Origin of the sequence: Roseivirga misakiensis, from assembly GCF_001747105.1 — a bacterium.
Classification (GTDB): Bacteria; Bacteroidota; Bacteroidia; order Cytophagales; family Cyclobacteriaceae; genus Roseivirga; species Roseivirga misakiensis.
In genome coordinates this window covers 751044-769386 of record NZ_MDGQ01000005.1, presented here as the reverse complement: position 1 = coordinate 769386, position 18343 = coordinate 751044, and the positions used below count along the sequence as shown (strand labels likewise).

The window sequence follows — 18343 nt, the reverse complement described above, 5'->3', positions numbered from 1 at the left end:
TCGTTTAACGTCTAATCATTAGTTTTTTGACAATGGTTTGTTCAGCAGTAGACAGGGCGATCATATAAATACCCTGAGCATACGATCTTACATCTATCGTATAACTGGACTTCCTAATTTGTTGGATGGCTATCATCTGAACACCCGATGGAGAAGCTATCTTCAGGTCAACAGGTCTTCCATCGAACTCAGTTAAATCAATCGTGAATTCTCTATCTGTAGGGTTTGGATAAATTGTGACCTTTGCCGGGTCAACCCGATTATTCTCCAACGCCGTGATGATGGCACCTTGAGCTGATACTGCCACATTCTCCATGCCACCATTATAGGTTAAGACGATATCACCTGAGTAAGTCCTTACTTCCTGTGGGATAAATGAAACGGTAAGTATAGCACTATTCCCAGCCGCTATCTCCGACATAGATGATGCACCACTAAAGCCATCTGGATAAGCAATGTTGCTTATTTCTAAAGGTCCATCTCCATCATTAAATACTTCCATACCGAAAGTAAAAGTCAAGCCCAATGGAGCCGGTTCCGCAGGATTTGTGTGTACTACCCTGATGATCGGTTCAGGTACATCGGTAACCGAAATTGTAAATACTTTTTCAAAGGTGAGTCCAGCTCCATCGGTACTGCGTACCCTGATGATATAACTGCTCTTCGTCTCAAAATCAAGTACACTATTTACGGTCAATTCTGCTCCGGTGATGGTAAAGTCATCATTGTCAACGTCTCCGTCTCCTGCCACCAGGCTATAGGTAAAGGTCTCCCCATTGTCATCATCAGTGGTAGTAAAGCTTCCTATGGCAGCATCTGCAGCATTGTTTTCAGCAATGCTGGCATTGTCCAAAGTGATGTCTGTCGGAGCTTCTTCTACGTTGTTGATTGTAATGGTGACGCTCTTTTCGAAAGACAATCCGGCTTCATCGGTGGTTTTGATCCTGACGGAATAGCTAGATTTCGTTTCGAAGTCAAAAACCTCCTTTGCAAGCAGGCCACCATTTAGTGTTTCGAAACTGGCATTGTCAGTATCTCCTTCTCCTGCCACCAAACTATAGGTATGCGTATCTGATGCATCCGCATCTGTAGTAGCAAACAAGGTCACTGGATCATTAATGGCATTGTTTTCGTCAATGGCAGACAGCCCCAAGACTATGTCTGTTGGTGCCTCGTTCAAATCATTGATGGTGATGGTGAAGACCTTATCGAAGGTCAGTCCCCCTTTATCTGTCGTGCGTACTCTCACTGAGTAACTGGTTTTGCTTTCAAAGTTGAAAATCGACTTAGCTACTAAGCCACCATCTGCAATGTCGAAGCTGGCATTGTCAGTATCACCTTCTCCGCTTACTAAGGTATAGGTATGCGTCTCACTGGCATCTTCGTCCTTGGAACTCAGGTTCCCGATCGCATCATCTACCGCGTTGTTCTCATCAATGGCTGCATTGTCCAGTGCGATGTCGGTAGGTGCTTCATTCAGGTCGTTGATCGTGAGTACAAAGGTTTTATCGAAAGTAAGTCCACCAGCATCAGTAGTTCTAAGTCGAATGTTGTAACTCACTTGACTCTCAAAGTCAAAATCTACTTTGGTACTCAACGTAGTCCCATTGACCTCAAAACTGGTATTATCAGTATCACCATTACCTGATACTAGGCTGTAAGTGAAGGTATCTGCTGCATCTTCATCAGTAGAAACCATAGTACTGAGCCCTTGACCACTGACCACATTTTCATTAAAAGCCGTCGCAATGGTTAGGTCTGTGGGTGATTCATTGACATTAGTCACAGTCACCTGTACTGCCACAGTAGATTCGTTAATGCCATCGCTGGCCTTCACATCGAGCAAGTAAGTATTGTCCCCATTGGCATCGGCCGGTGATTCAAAGTCAGGTGCTGTTGCAAAACTGATGACTCCGGTATTTGCATTGATATTAAAAGTCGCTTCATCCTTAGTAATACCCAGGCTGTAAGTGATCTGCGCATTAGGATTGGTGTCAGTCGCATTGACATCTACCACAGTGCTGGTATTGTTTTCTGCAAAACTGAGGGCATCAATATCGGCAATGGTTGGAGCAGTGGCATCCTTTACGGTCAGGGTAAACTCCTGAACCTCGCCATTTACTGTTCCATCATTAGGCGTGAGCTTGATGTTATAAGTACCCACTTTTCCAGTTGGATCACCGGTAAGACCAGCAGTACTAACGTCTCCACTGATTCTTCTGATTCTATTGGCATCTCCAAAGATGATATCGCTGCCTACCAGGACAAAATCGTAGAAAAAACTCATAGTTGCCTGGCTGAGACCTCCATCGGTCAGACCTACGTTACCTGGATTCTGATCCTTTATAAATGATGTGGTTACATTCGCATCCTTGTCAATTTTTCTTATGCCAACCTTGCTTCCACCAAAGATGCCTCCTCCCTCAGATATTAAGAGATTCCCCTCACTATCGAGTGCCAGACCACTTGGGCCAGTGAATTGTGCAGTAGTGCTACTGCCATCTTCAAAGCCCTGCACGCCACTACCCGCCACAGTAGAGACCTCCCCACCATTAGTGATTTTTCTCACTCTGTAATCACCTAAATCAGTCAGAAAAATATTGTCTTCACTGTCGATCAATAACTTCCAGATGGATTTAAATCTGGCATTCAATCCAGCACCATCCTGATATCCTTGCTCGGTGTCACCTGCGAATTTGCTCACCGTTCCATCAGGCTCTATTTTCACTAATAAGGACCCACCTTCAACAGCAAACAGATTCCCCTTACTGTCAAACACCAGGGCACCCAATCCGCTAAACTTGAGGTCAGAGAGATTCTGTGTCTCATCGATTAGTTTGCTGCCCCTACCGGCATAAGTCGTAACTTCTCCGGCCAGAGTAATCTTTTTGATTTTGTTATCATCACTTACATACAAATTACCATCGGGTCCAAAAGTGATGTGACTGATTTGGGTAAATCTGGCGTTTTTGCCCGTTCCATCCTGATCACCTATAGGCTGACTTTCATCTCCTGCCAGTGTGGTTACCTCACCCTGTAAATTGAATTTTCTAATTGACCTAGCACCGAATTCATTAAAGTAGAAATCATTATTGTCTTGCGTTACCATGTCTAAGATCACAGACATACTGGCATCGGTACCGGTACCATCAGCTCCGGGAGTTTCGCTGCCACCGGCTATTGAGCTTACTGTAGCACCTCCTTCATTGTTGAGCTGGAGCCAATCGGGAATATCTGAACCATTGACCGTTACATTATCGCCATCTTCATCGGCTGTGGTGAATGGGTAATTATAGGTTTCATTGTCATTCACTTCAGTCACTGGGTCTGAGGTGATTTCAGGGGCATCATTGCGATTGGCCAGTGTAATGAGCAGGTCCTGGCTGGTGCTGTTCACTCCATCGCTCACACTTACGGTGATTTCGTAAACCCCGTTTTGATTGGCATCGTTGGGTGCTTCAAAGTTCAAGGCGGCTACGGCTGCCAGTTTCCCTTCTCCGTTTTCAGTAGTCACCTTAAAGCGTGCAGCATCAGCACCTCCCACAATGCTGTAAGTAAATACGGCTTTGCTGTTGGTATCGCTGGCTTTCAGGCTAAAGAAGGTATCAGTACTATTTTCAGGCACCGCGGTGGTATTGGCTGAAGTAAATACAGGAGCCGTAGCATCTACTACCGTAATCGTAAATTTCTGCTCTGTCTTCAGGTCGAATGGTACATCGGCTGCTGTCAGGGTTACTTCATGCGTACCTACCTGGTCTACAGCTGAACCATTAACTCCTGCTGGCACATTAGTGCCATCGATTCGGAGAATTCTAGAATTGGTATTTTGAACGGAAGCGGGGTAATTACTGACCACCAAAGTTCCATTCTGATCTCTCATAAATCTTCTAGGGGATGCCGATTCAGTCTTAGCATCTTCAAGCGATCCCATATTCAATCCCTGGTAATCAAGTCTCCAATCATGTTCCGTACTCAGGGTACCATCGGCTGTGAGTCTCAAGATTATGTTACGCTCGTTGGTAAGATCTTCACCAGCAATGAGCACATCTGTCCCATCTATGATCCAATCGTTTAAATCAAAGTTGGCAGGAAGGATGGCTAAAGCACTTGGCACCCCGTTTTGCCAACGTACAACAGATCTTGATCTGTCGGGTCCGCTAGGATAGTCTACCGCATAGTAAGATCCATCATTAAATGGAAGAAAAATACCGCTTCCACTGGAGAAGACACCTTGTGTAATATTCACCACCTGACCAGAGGGGGTCGTTTCGTAAATATCTGTAAGTGCAGGCCCTATACTGAAAACCAGGTTGCCATTCTCCTTAATTCTAAAATTAGATACCCAATCATCAGCATTTCCAGTGAGGTTAACATAGTTGGGCCTTTGTGGATCAGACCATTGAAACAAGGTGCTTACCTGATTTGTAACCAAGTCTATTTTTCTGAACGCCCTGTTATAGTCGGATAAGATAAGGGCTTTTCTATCAGGTGTAGCCCGAATGTCAAATAGAATCGAAAATTGAGCCGCAGACTTATCCCCATCTATCCAACCATAAACTCCCGATCCATCGGTAGCAAAAGGAGAACTAGTCCCATCTGAGGTAGTTTGGAATACTCTATTTCCCCAAAATCCGGGTATGGAATAATAATTTCCATCAAAACCAAAGTCCCCTTTTTGAAACATAGTATTTATTCCACTATGTATTTCCTCTAATGCTCCTGTGCTCCCCTTTTGCAAGCTAAGCCAGGCAGGCAAGGTTCCATTGACAGTAACAGGGTCCTCTTCCGGGTCAGTCGTTTGATATGCATAAGTGAAAGTTTCATTGTCTTTTACAATCAATGACTCTGCACTAGGTTCGGTGGTAAAAGCGGGAGCCTCATTTTTATTACTGAGTTCCAACGTAATAAGTGCAAATCCCCAATTATCTGCCTCATCTTGGACACTAACAAGCAATTCATAAATACCATCCTGATTAACATCTGAAGGAGCTTCTTTATTCTGAGCAGTTTTCACAGAAATTTTACCATCGGTACTCACCTCAAAAAATTGATTATCACCACCTACACTAAAGGTGTTGAATCTCAGATTTTCGGCTTCGGTCACATTGTCGCTTCCAGTAAGCTGGAAGGGAATCTCACCAATGAAATTCTCTTCGAAACGGAAGGCACCTGGATTAATTTCGGGCGCAGTGACGTCTTCAACCGTTAAAGTATAGCGCTGCTCTGCCAAACCTCCAAGACCGTCTGATGCCTGCAGCCTGATGTCATAGGTACCTGCTTTTCCTATGGCATTGCCAGTGACTCTGTCTGGGTTGGTTTTGCCATTAATTTTTCTGATTACATCTGAATCCAAAATGATAAATTCATCTTCAGATAAGACAATCAGTTCAGTTATATTGGAGAACTCAGCATCATTTAGATTAGTGCTTTCAATATCGTGATTTTGGGAGAAAGAAGCACTTGAAAATACTTTGGTTAAGCTATTATCGACCAGGCTGTATTTGTTAACAGAAGTAGTTTCACTTATCGCGAAAAAGCCAGATCCCCTACCGGCAATGTATAGCTGCTGTTCTTCAAACAGGAACAACCCAAAGGGTAATCTCATACCATCATCGGTAGTAAGCAGGGTACTCACTACGCCCTGTGGACTCACTTTGCGCACTTTTTCTTGAAATACTTCGCTGAAATACACGGTACCGTCTTGGGCTACGGCCAGCGCATTGGGAGATACGAAAGCGCTGGCCGCGTCTCCATCCGTTGAAGGGTTGATTCCCGGAGGAGCGTTTAACTGACCTGCTACTGTGGTCACCTGGTTATTGGCTATTTTACGGATCGAATTCCGAGAGGTAAAATAAAGCTGATCCTGTGTATCAAACACCATGCCCGTCAGACCTCCAAAACCAGCAGTTATGGACGTTTCCTTCGGGTTACCATCTTTTTCTTCGGTAGTGGTAGTGTTCAAAGCACCCGCCACGTGAATCCATTGATTGTTTTGATCTAAGCGAAGGATGACAAGGGCAGCTACAGAAGTGTTACCTTGAAACGCCAATGCAAATAAATGTACTTCATCACGACTATTAATTGCGAAAGCATATATGTCTCTAATTGTTAAGGTAACGCCTTCCACTAAAATTCTCGTATTGGAACCGAGCGTAAATATCTGGTCTACATCACCATTGGGAGATATTTTGGATAACCATTTACGGGACATCGTCCATAAGTTACCCTTACTGTCCTGTCTTAGATGTATGCCAAAAATACTTGGTAACCTTGCGAATCGTGTTGCCTCGCCATTGTTTTCTTTTTCTATTTTGAGCCAATCGGGCAGATTGGTACCCGTCACGGTTACCTTATCACCATCTATGTCTGTGGTGGTAAAAGGGTAACTGTAGGTTTCGGTGTCTTTTACAGTGAGGTATTCAGGGTCGGGGTCTGAAGTAAATTCCGGATTCTCGTTTTTATTGGTGAGAATCAATCGAATGTCTTTTATAGCCGAGGCATTTCCAGCATTATCGACCGCTTGCACTTTAAGGTCATAGGTTCGATCAGCGCCCTGGTCGTCCGGATTCTCAAAGTCTTTGGGCGACTGCAATAAAATCTTACCGGTACTGGCGCTTATGGAAAACCTAAAATCGTCTACCCCGCCTGCAAAAGCATAAGTAAGGGTTTCGCTGGGGTTATTGGAAGCTTCCACCGTAACGGCATACACCTCTCCGGTGGTGTTCTCTCTGAAACTCCTTTTTGCAGCTGAGTTAATCACAGGTGCCGTTTTATCCAATACGTTGACCGTATATACCTGATCTTTTGTAAGTCCTCCTAGGTCTTCGGCCCTTGCTGTAACGGTGTAAGTACCAACAGGTATAGTTGGTGAGGCACTGATACTTTCAGGCCGTGAGATAACAATTTGATTTAAGGCATGAGAATTATTAACTGGGGCATTACTAATCAACTGCACCGAGTTTTCAGAATAGACCATGCGATCTGCATTGCTGTTGTAGGTAATGGCTGCTAATCTGCCCAAACTTGTCTCATCAAATTTCCCTCGCTGCGGAATGTGTTGATTGATGTCTTCTATTTCATTTTTAATGATCACTGTACTAGTACCATTGACATCAATCTTTCTAATAATTCGATTGTTTCCTGTTCTTGTTTCAAGACCTTCTGTTTCGGTGTCATCCTCCATTATCCAAAGGCTATTGTCCTTATCGAAGTGCATATCAACTACCTTACCGATGGAGGTGTTGTTTGCTGCATAACTTTCGGTACCATTACCTATAAAATCAGAAACCGTACCATTTGGGGTAATTTTCTTGATGGTGAATCCATCTAGCACAAAGAGATTGTCATTGGCATCAATGGCCATTCTGGTAGGATCAGTAAAGGTTCCAGCCGCACCAAAATTTGTCACCTGACCAGATGAAACGTCAATTTTCTTAATCTTTTTATTACCCCTGTCAGAAACATAAAGGTTTCCGGCCTTATCAGAAACAATGCTATTCAGGTTATCGAATCGGGCATCGAGTAAGCTTCCAGTGACATCACCAGATGGGGCTTCTTTTAAGAATACCTTACCTGATGCACCTGCAAAAAGGGTCATTCTTTCTGTGGTAAAGTCCAGCTTACGAATTGTATTGGCATCTATAATGAATACCTCATCATTTTCTGTGTAAACCACATCACGGTAGATGTCATCATAGAAATGACTGTATTCATTACCCAGAAATAATGGCGAAGCCCCCCATTTAATCCTATCAAATGATACATCATCCTGAGATACTACCTGACCATTTTGATCAAACATTGATGCCTCAAGACCATTTATTGTTTGGGAGCCAGTTGTGCCCACTTTGGTAATGGTGAAACTCGTGGTTGTGATATCATCTCTTAATCCACCAAAGATGTTTCCGATTTCACGAAGCCCAATGAAATTACTGAAATAGACATATTCACCTTTGCTATTGAAGTCGATGGCACTTACATTGTCTGCACCAGAACCAAAAGCGCCTACTCCCTCTTCAATGCCTTCCGTCACCCTGGTCCAATCAGGTCTATTCAAATAAGATACCTTCACCTGGTCACCCGCATCAGGGTCTTCTGTAACTACGTTTAATTCAAAAGGCTCATTGTCATTCACGTCAATAGTAAAAGAAGGAGATGGCACAAAACCAGGTGCTTCGTTTACATCGGTTAGTGAAATTGTCACCTCTTGTGCAACAAAGCTATTGATGCCGTCTTCAGCTACTATGAAGATTGAGAAAGTATTTGAACCTGCAGCACTTTCCTTCTTTTCAAAGTCTAAGGGGCTCTTGATTCTGACCTTATTGGTTTCAAATACTTCAAATTTATCAGCATCAGCTCCTAGAACCGTGAATTGTAATTGACTATCATCGGTGTCTACATCAGTAGCGGTGATGGTATATATGGCGGTGCCTGAGCTGTTTTCAGGCGCTGTGGCTGTAGTCCCCGAGGTAATGACCGGAGAGGTATCATCCAAACCTGTGACGGTTACAGTGACGGCCTGGAGGCCGGTATTGATACCATCCGAAGCAATTACATTTAGCTCGTAACTATTGTCAGCTCCATTATCTGTAGGTGCTTCAAAGTCAGGTGCAGCGGTAAAAGTGAGCACACCTGTATTCGCATCGATGGTAAACAAATCTGCATCGGTACCCGATTTTGAAAAGCTCAAACTGGTATTCCTATCTACATCTGTGGCGGTCACGGTAGTCACAGCCGTGCTGTTTTCAGCCACACTGATGGCGGCCGTGGCCCCTCCCCCATTACTACTAATGACCGGGCTAATGTCATTGGCATCCGTTACGGTAACTGTAATATCTTGGGTATCTGTATTGTTACCGTCCGATACCGTTACCGTTACCAAATAGCCATTATTGGCACCATCATCAGTTGGGTTTTCAAAGTCTGGTGCGGTAATGAAGGTAAGTACTCCTGTATTGGCATCAATTGAAAACAGCGCTTCATCTGTTCCTGATTTTGAGTAGCTCAGATTGGCAGTAGGATCAGCATCTGTGGCAGTTACCGTTGTCACTGCGGTGCTATTCTCTGGTACATTGATAGCAGCTGTGGCTCCTCCACCATTACTGGTAATCACTGGGCTGTTATCGTTGACATCCGTTACGGTTACCGCTATATTCTGGGTATCTGAATTAGTTCCATCGGAGACCGTTACTACTACCTCATAGGTATTGTCGGCCCCATTGTAAGTTGGATTCTCAAAGTCTGGTGCGCTGATAAAAGTAAGTACTCCGGTACTAGCATTGATGGAGAATAATGCCCCATCAGTACCAGCTTTAGAAAAGCTAAGGCTGGTATTAGTATCTACGTCTGTGGCGGTCACGGTAGTAACTGCCGTGCCGTTCTCGGCTATGCTGATGAAAGCGACCTCTCCACCTCCATTGCTGGTGATGACCGGGGCGTTGTCATTGGTATCGGTGACGGTAACCGTAAGTGTCTGCGAATCGGTTCGCTCGGTGTCTGATACCGTCACGATCACTTCATACATATTGTCAGTTCCTACATCGCCAGGATTTTCAAAATCAGGTGCCGACTTGAAAGTCAATGCACCACTGCTAATTTCAAATAAGGTCTGGTCCGCACCACCGGTAATCGTAAAGGCCAAAGCTGCGAGATTATCCGCATCGGTAGCAGTCACAGTAGCTACTGCCGTTGTGTTTTCCGCTACATCAACACTTGCTGTAGCGCCTGCTCCATTACTGGTGATGACCGGGTCATTGTCATTGATGTTTTCCACCATGATGATGATGGCCTTGGTACTGCTGTTATTGGCATCGTCTGTGGCGATTACATCCAGTAAGTAGGTATTGTTCTGGTCAGCATCTTGTGGATTCTCAAAATCGGGCACTGTTCTGAAGGTGATACCGCCATTGTCAATGCCGAAAAGGGCTTCGTCTTTGGCATTGCCCAAAGTAAAAGTAACCGTTCCAGCATCGGTAGCAGTGGCGGTGTAGGCAGTGCCCAGGTCTCCTTCATTGTACAATGCACCAATTTCTGAGGTAAATACAGGAGCAGTCACATCGGCTTCTTGTACATCCGTTACGGTTACGGTGATGGTCTGGGCATCAGTCCGCGAGCCATCTGAAGCGGTCACAGTCACCACATAGGTATTGTCAGCTCCATCATCAGCAGGGATTTCAAAGTCAGGAGCCGAAGTAAAGGTCAGCACTCCGGTATTGGCATCCAGACTGAATAAAGCGGCATCCGTCCCAGATTTAGTATAGGTGATACTTGAGCCCGCATCGGCATCGGTAGACGTAACCGTGGTCACAGCGGTGCTGTTCTCCGCTACGTTGATAGCAGCAGTAGCTCCGCCTCCATTGCTCGTGATGATTGGATCATTGTCGTTCTCAGCGACATCTGTGACGGTTATACTAAGGGTTATTGAGACATCTGTATTGGTAAAATCACTAGCAATAATCTCAACCTCGTAAACATTATCAGTATTCCCATCTTGAGGGTTTTCAAAATTTGGTGAGCTATTGAAAGTCAATAAGCCTGATATTTCTTCAATAGAAAAGAGGTTTTCATCTTTGCCGCTTCCAAGACTAAAAAATATGCTGAACTGATCGGAAGTCGCCTCGGCAGTGTAAACCGTTCCAGTAGCATTTTCAGCAAAGGTGGTGGTAGTGCTAGAAGTGATACTCAGTGGATTGACTTCGGACACATCTGTCACGGTAACAGTTATAGTTTGAGCATCGGCTCTCAAACCATCAGATGCCGTTACGGTCACCACATAGGTATTGTCCCTTCCATCATCTGCAGGTGTCTCAAAGTCGGGAGCTGAAGTAAAGGTCAGTACACCTGTGTTGGCATCCAGACTGAAAAATGCTTCATCTGTACCAGACTTAGAAAATGTAATGCTTGAACCTGCATCGGCATCAGTGGCCGTCACTGTCGTCACAGCAGTTGTATTTTCCGCTACATTGATAGCTGCAGTAGCTCCTCCTCCATCACTGGTGATGATAGGGTCATTATCATTCTCAGCAGTCACAGTGACGGTTATCGTCTGAGCATCAGTACGAGTACCATCAGATGCCGTTACGGATACTACATAGGTATTGTTGGCACCATCGTCAGCAGGTGTCTCAAAGTCAGGAGCTGAAGTAAAGGTCAGCACTCCGGTATTGGCATCCAGACTAAAAAATGCTGCATCTGTACCAGACTTAGAAAAGGTGATACTTGATCCTGCATCAGCATCAGTAGCGGTTACTGTAGTGACCGCTGTAATATTTTCCGCTACATTGATAGCAGCAGTAGCGCCTCCTCCATTACTGGTGATGACCGGGTCACTGTTATTCTCTGCTACATCGGTTACTGTTACGGTGATGGTCTGTGCATCGGTTCGGGTTCCGTCTGAAGTAGTTACAGTCACCACATAGGTATTGTCACCGCCATCATCGGCAGGTGACTCAAAGTCAGGAGCGGAAGTAAAGGTGAGGATTCCTGTACCGGAACCGATAGTAAAAAACGCTGCATCTGTACCTGACTTAGAATAGGTAATGCTTGAGCCTGCATCGGCATCGGTGGCCGTTACAGTAGTGACAGCAGTAGTATTCTCCGCAACATTAATGGCAGCAGTAGCTCCGCCTCCATCACTGGTGATGACCGGGTCACTGTTATTCTCGGCTACGTCCGTCACAGTGACTGTGATAGTCTGCGCATCCGTTCTCGTCCCATCTGAAGCAGTCACGGTCACCACATAGGTATTGTCACCTCCATCATCAGCAGGGATTTCAAAGTCAGGGGCCGAAGTAAAGATCAATACACCGGTATTGGTATCCAGACTAAACAAGGCTGCATCCGTCCCGGATTTAGCATAGGTGATACTTGAGCCTGCATCGGCATCAGTCGCGGTTACTGTGGTTACTGCCGTAGTATTCTCAGCAACATTGATAGCAGCCGTAGCTCCACCTCCATTGCTGGTGATGATCGGGTCATTGTCATTCTCAGCTACATCAGTTACGGTTATACTGACCGTTATGCTCGCATCGGGATTGGTAAAGTCGGCTGCAATGATTTCTACCTCGTATACATTGTCGCCATTACCATCTTGTGCAATTTCAAAATCAGGAGGATTATTGAATGTCAACAAACCAGATATCTCCTCAATTGAGAAGAAGCTTTCATCTTTACCACTACCCAAGCTAAAAAAGATACTGAACTGATCAGAGGTGGCTTCAGCAGTGTATACCGTGCCAGTGGCGTTTTCAGCAAAGTTGGCGGTTGTACCTGAAGTGATGGACAAAGCACTCCCGCCTTCGGCCACATCATTCACGGTAATACTTAGTGTGATACTTTCATCAGAGTTAAAAAAATCACTGGCTATGATTTCTACTTCATATACATTGTCTCCATTGCCATCTTGCGCATTTTCAAAATCGGGAGGATTGTTAAAAGTTAGTTCTCCAGAAATCTCTTCAATAGAGAAGAACGATTCGTCTTTGCCACTCCCTAGGCTAAAGAAGATACTAAACTGGTCGGAGGTAGCCTCCACAGTGTATACGGTTCCAGTCGCATTTTCATCAAAGGATGCAGTTGCTGCTGATGTAATACTTAAGTTTTGGGCATTCAACTGAGTTGCACCAATAAACACGAAGAGGATTAAGAGTAGATTACGGAAGGTACTATTCGTACTAGCTCGTGAATGTCCACTAGCTAATCGACTTGTGCGAGATTGGAAAAGCATATCTTAATGTTTTGGTCATTAACAGCACCAGTCACCAACAACTGTTACTATTAGAAGGCCGAAAATCCACTTCGCAGGAAAAAAATCCGCTACCCAGTTGGGTAGTTATTACAATAAACTGAGTTTAAACAACAGAATTAATGATTTTTTGAGTCTTGAAATACCAGTGTAGACTCCTCACAAATAATGGTCAAAACTGGCACTTGACTGATTAATAATGAGTTAGCTTCAAGCTATTTGAGATAGGACTTAACCATATCTTCTGCCTCAGCACGTGATGAAATTTCCAGTTTCAGGAAAATATTTTTGAGGTGAAATTTGACGGTATTTCTCGAAATAGAAAGCTCTTCAGCTATTTGGGGGTTTGAGTATCTTCTTGATAGAAGAGATAGCACTTCTACTTCGCGTTCTACTAGGTCATATTGAGCAATGAAATCATTTATGTCAGACTGCTTATTCATTGCCAGGCTACGGAAAATTTTTATTCTATTCTCAAGAATGTTTTTAATCCTTGCCAGAAATTCCGAGGCATTAAATGGTTTAGTTAAGTAATCGTCAATGCCCAAGGTTAGCGCGTACAATTTATCTTCATGATCAGCACGCGCAGTTAGCATGATCAGTGAGACTTGATGCAAGGCTTCATCTTTCTTAATCTCTTCTAGCAATTCAAAACCATCCATTATCGGCATCATGACATCTGAGATGACAATATCTATCTGCTGCTGTTTTAAAATATCAAGCGCCACTTTTCCATTCTCGGCCTGGTGGATTTCAAAATATGGAGTCAGGGTTTTAGCGATAAAAGCCCTCATCTCAGAATGATCCTCCGTTACCAATAATGTAGGCTTTTCTACTTTAAACTGCTCTTTATACCGAATTACCGTTTTTTGAAGAGCGTCTCGTAAGTTTTGATCTTCTATTGCAAATAGTGAAGTGACGGTTTCTTCCTTAACCTCCTTAAATGGTAGTGAGAAGATGAATTCGGTTCCTTTTGCTAACTGACTTTCCACCCTTAAACTCCCATTGTGCAACTCAGCTAGTTCCTTAGCTAATGCAAGACCAATCCCCGTACCACCTTCCGCTTTTTTGCCGGGCTGTCCAGATTGAAAGTACCTATTGAATATATGCGGCAAATCTTCAGGGTGAATCCCGACACCGGTATCCGAAACACTAATATTTACAAAATCACCTGATTTATCTTTATCAACATTCACCTTAATTTCTCCTCCTTCAGGTGTAAACTTCAATGCATTAGACAAAAGATTATTGATAACTTTTGTACACCGTTTTTCATCCATCAAAATGGCTAGATCTGGGTTTAACCGAAAATCGTATTGAAACCGAATGGATTTGTTAGAAAACCCCACTGAATAGTCGGATAAAAGTAGTTCTAAAAAATTATTGAGTCGCACAGGATTCTCAACCAACTCGAGTTTACCCCCGTCCAACTTTGCCAAATCAAGAATTTCTTCAATCAGAGAGCGTAAACTCTCCCCATTTCGAGTTGCCGTTTCTAGTACCTCTAGTACTTCCGGATCGTTAATTTTCTCATTATGCATCAGTGATTCAATAGGCGCGTTGATCAGTGTTAAAGGAGTTCTCAATTCGTGCGATATATTGGCGAAAAATCTCGTCTTGACTTTGTCCAGCGCTAGAAGTTTTTCATTGGCTTTAGCCACTCTTCTTCTACTCCAGAAGACAAAACCGATTATTAGAAGTAATAAAAGCGAAAGGGTAACGAAAACCCACTTTTGCCGATTTTGAAGCTTATGCTCGCTTTGTAGCAACTGGTTTTGAAGCTCTATTCGGTCCACTTCGTGTGTCACTTCCAATTCCGCTATGTTTTTGAAGTAAGTATTACTATTAAGGTCCGATTGTATATAGAAGACACCTTTATAAAAGTCCAAGGCTTCTTTATGCAATCCCTTACCACTATAGCAGATGGAAAGATTATTTAAAGCGTTGGCTGCAAGTCCATTGCCACCGGCTAGAACAGCCAAATCTAATGCTTCCAAATGATAAGGAATGGCTTGATCATAAGCTTGTTTTGAGGCATAATAAAATCCTACATTATTTAGAATATAAGCTGCATTTATCTCGATTCCGATAGCTTTGGCTATTCTCAGTCCTTCCTGAAACCTTTGGACTTTCAGCTCTTCGGTTTGATAGCTACCTGCTACATTATAATGTTTGGCCAGAGATTCCATCATCAGCGTATCCGTCGATTCCAGGTTTCTCTCTAACAATGTGATCGCCTCTTCGGCATACCTCAACTTGATCGCGCTATCCTTTTCGAGTATCATTTTTGCGTACAGCATGTACGACTTTCCTAATGGATCATCCAAGGCATCGAAAATATCAATCGCTTTCTGAAAATAGTCTTCGAATGGGCGATCATTGATTGTCCCCAAACGAATAATGTTACCAATTTCATAAGAAGCAATTGCAATGCTTTTTTGGTCTTCCAGTTTCTCCGCTAGAAACAGCGCTCTTGTAAAGTACTGATAGCTATTTCCCAATCCGTAACTCTTACTTGATATACGACCTAGTTGCATATTCAGAGCCAATTCAAGCTTATCATCTTCCGAAACACCATCCAATCGGTTTTTAGTTTTCAAATACAACTGACTCCATTTCTGATTTTTCAGCTTCTCCATCGTTTCTACCAATTGAACCCCAGTCACATCTGTTGCAAGCAGTCTTAGAACAGCATTTGCTGCTTCCGATAGTTGATAATTATAGACTTGTCCTTTTGAATCGGTTGAATGACACAGGAGAAGACCAAAAAGAAAAAATGGTAGGTATTTGAAATGTGTTTTAAAGAATTCCATCAAGTGCTGTCTCTTTCAACGCAATTAATAACAAGCTTCTTATCGAGGCAAGAGAACATAGTTTTTATCCACTCATTATGTAAAATCATCGACTAATGATAGTAGAATCGCATGAGTAAATCCGACCAAATCATCCTCGAAGCATCTGGGTGGTAAGCCCCTAGTTCCAGCCCAGGTGGGACCGATTGAAGATCAGCCAATTATGAAAGTAGCTTGTTTTTTTATTGGCCATTCAATTTCTTTTAGATCAATATTGGATAAAGACTTTCGAGTGCCCCTATAGCAAGGCTTATGACCAATCCCTTTGTTGATAGCTTTTCGGTGTTGAATGTATTTGAATGTGCTATCCAAAGACTAGGTAAGGCGCAAGCAAACAACACAATATAGGCGACCAGTGGCATATTGACTGAAGTAATACCCAATAGGTCAAATATAATTTCTTCCAAGATGGTGTAACCAAAGATTGCGAGCGAGAGGTTTGCTCCCTTGTCATTTTTGAAAAGAAGAAAAGCTGCATTGATTAGCATAAGACTTATAATCAACAATGAATATTTCAAATAGTATTCAGGTTTGAAGTACATACTGAACTCAACACTCAATTGCGTAGTCGAAAAGAAATAGACTATGAGACTTAAGGCCACTATACTAAGAAGTAATGATGTAATCCTTCTCTTTTTCATCGATAACCTAAGTTATAATTAGTTTGGGAATTCTAGAAAGGATTGAGAATTAAGTGTCCAATGTTCGATTAAATAACCTTTCCGACGAAGATGACCCTACAAAATCAAGTAGAAGTCTAACCTCTACTTTATTTTAACATAAAATACTTGTGTTCTTTAGTAGGTTAGCTTGAAACAACACCAAGGCACATCAAACAATAAAATTGATTGCCGTGGAATTTATAAATGTAGAGATGAAGTCGGAATATTGCTACTCAATCTAAAATGGCAATTACTAATTTGATCCAAGATCTATTGCCGATGATAGATCTGAATTATAATTTGAAATGTTTGCAATGGACGAGTTATTAAAATTGAGTACCCATTTAGTTAATATGAAATGTATACTGAAAAGGTTGGCTTTATTATTTCTTTATTTGACTCTAGGTTTTGAGTCTTATGGCCAAAACAAATTCATAGATTCACTAGGCAACTTGTCCTATTATGAGCTAGATACTTACTTTCTTAAGACAACTGTAGACACTATCAATGATCAGCACTATGGTAAGGCTTATTTAAAAAAGGCAAAAAACGAGAATGACATTGAACGGATCGCTTACGCTTATTTCAACCTTTCCAGATCATCCAATGTCCGAAATGCTATTCTTTATTGCGACTCTGCAATTTTCTTCAGCCGAGAGCTTCAAAACCATGAATACCTTCCAGCATCTCCTTATTCTCAAAAGGCAACTATATACTTCGAATTGGGAGATTATGAAAAAGCCCTCGATGATTTCCTTTCTGCCCTTTTTTATGCAAAAAGAGGAGGAAACAGGCGGGTAGAATTACATGTAAGAGCAAACATAGCTACGCTAAAAATGATAACGCGCAATTACAAAGAAGCGCTATCGCAGTACAAAGAATATGTAGATTTCATTGAAGAGAATGGTTTTGTTGATCAAGGTTTAATCATAACAAATAGTATCTATCAACTTGCAAATGCATACTTCAGAAATGACATATTGGATTCCACTGATTTGATTATTTCCAAAGGGTATCCTATGGCGGTCAGTACCAATGACACCACTTTGCTGGCGTACTTTACACTTTTGTCAGGCGCGAATGCTTTTAAAAAAGGAAATTACCAAGTTGCTATAGATAGTCTTTTAATTGGCAAAACCCTTATTAACGAGCAGTATTTTAGAATTGATGAATTCAATGCTTACGCAAACCTTTATTTGGGCAAGAGCAAAATGAGATTAAATGATGAAATGTTGGGCATTAACTATTTGGAACAAGTGGATAACTACGTACAAAACGCCTTGCCTGCTGAATATGATTTTCTGGCTATCTACGAGCTTTTGATCAACCACCACAAAGACAAAGGTGATCTAGACAAACAGTTAAAATATATTAATCATTATATCAAAGCCGACAGTGTTTTCAGAACCAAACAAGGCATTCTTGAAAATGGCATCACATCTGGATTCGAAATTGCAAACATCTATGACCAAAGAGGTCAATTGATCAAATTATTAAAAAACAAGAATGAGCGATCGAGAAGATATCTTTTCGTGTTGATAGTTATAGCTAGCATAGTGTTGATCATATTACTTTACAGCCTTCGGTTAAATAGGATCAACAAAAAAAAGTTCAAGGCAATTATTGATCAGATAGAGGAGGAAAAACGAGAACAAGAACTTCTGGTATCTGACACAAAAGCAAATCGCCCCCCTAATTCTGGATTATCAGTTGAGCTAATTAACGAGATATTAAGAAAACTAGAGGTATTCGAAGAAAGAGACCAGTTTCTAGAGAATCATACATTACCCTCTTTAGCCAAGGAATTGAATACTAACAGTACATATTTATCTAAAGTCATCAACACGTATAAGAGTACAAATTTTTCGAACTACTTGAATGAACTTAGGATTAAATATTCCATTAAAAGGCTTCACGAAGATCGCAGGTTCAGGATGTACACAATAGAAGCTATTGCGAAAGAATCAGGTTATAATACAGCACAATCATTCTCAAAAGCCTTTCAAAAAAAAACCAGACTCAAGCCTTCTTACTTTATACAACAATTGAATGCTCAAAAAGAATGAGACTCAGTATCTCTAAGATTC

4 protein-coding genes are annotated in these 18343 nt (G+C 42.4%); 1 reads left to right on the top strand and 3 read right to left on the bottom strand.

What is annotated here, in order from left to right:
• Nucleotides 1-4: 4 nt before the first annotated feature.
• The 3 genes from BFP71_RS19415 to BFP71_RS11050 all read right to left on the bottom strand — a co-directional run bounded on the left by BFP71_RS19415 (nucleotide 5) and on the right by BFP71_RS11050 (nucleotide 16235).
• Nucleotides 5-12724, bottom strand: coding sequence for a cadherin domain-containing protein (locus BFP71_RS19415; RefSeq protein ID WP_088124999.1), 12720 nt, complete (start codon nucleotides 12722-12724; stop codon nucleotides 5-7).
• 233 nt (nucleotides 12725-12957) lie between these two features.
• A complete protein-coding gene (locus BFP71_RS11055) occupies nucleotides 12958-15555 on the bottom strand; it encodes a hybrid sensor histidine kinase/response regulator (protein ID WP_069835531.1) in 2598 nt (865 codons plus the stop codon).
• 242 nt (nucleotides 15556-15797) lie between these two features.
• The gene (locus tag BFP71_RS11050) at nucleotides 15798-16235 is read right to left on the bottom strand and encodes a hypothetical protein (protein ID WP_069835530.1); all 438 of its coding nucleotides are present in this window, start codon (nucleotides 16233-16235) and stop codon (nucleotides 15798-15800) included.
• Nucleotides 16236-16570: 335 nt separating this feature from the next.
• Between BFP71_RS11050 and BFP71_RS11045 the strand changes: the two genes are divergently transcribed.
• Complete coding sequence (locus BFP71_RS11045; protein ID WP_176723354.1) at nucleotides 16571-18322, top strand: helix-turn-helix domain-containing protein; 1752 nt, start codon at nucleotides 16571-16573, stop codon at nucleotides 18320-18322.
• Nucleotides 18323-18343: the final 21 nt, after the last annotated feature.

Bases quoted from the DNA above. Each gene is read 5' to 3' on its own strand.
- BFP71_RS19415 (WP_088124999.1), bottom strand. From the start codon at position 12,724: ATGCTTTTCCAATCTCGCACAAGTCGATTAGCTAGTGGACATTCACGA.
- BFP71_RS11045 (WP_176723354.1), top strand. From the start codon at position 16,571: ATGGACGAGTTATTAAAATTGAGTACCCATTTAGTTAATATGAAATGT.
- BFP71_RS11050 (WP_069835530.1), bottom strand. From the start codon at position 16,235: ATGAAAAAGAGAAGGATTACATCATTACTTCTTAGTATAGTGGCCTTA.
- BFP71_RS11055 (WP_069835531.1), bottom strand. From the start codon at position 15,555: ATGGAATTCTTTAAAACACATTTCAAATACCTACCATTTTTTCTTTTT.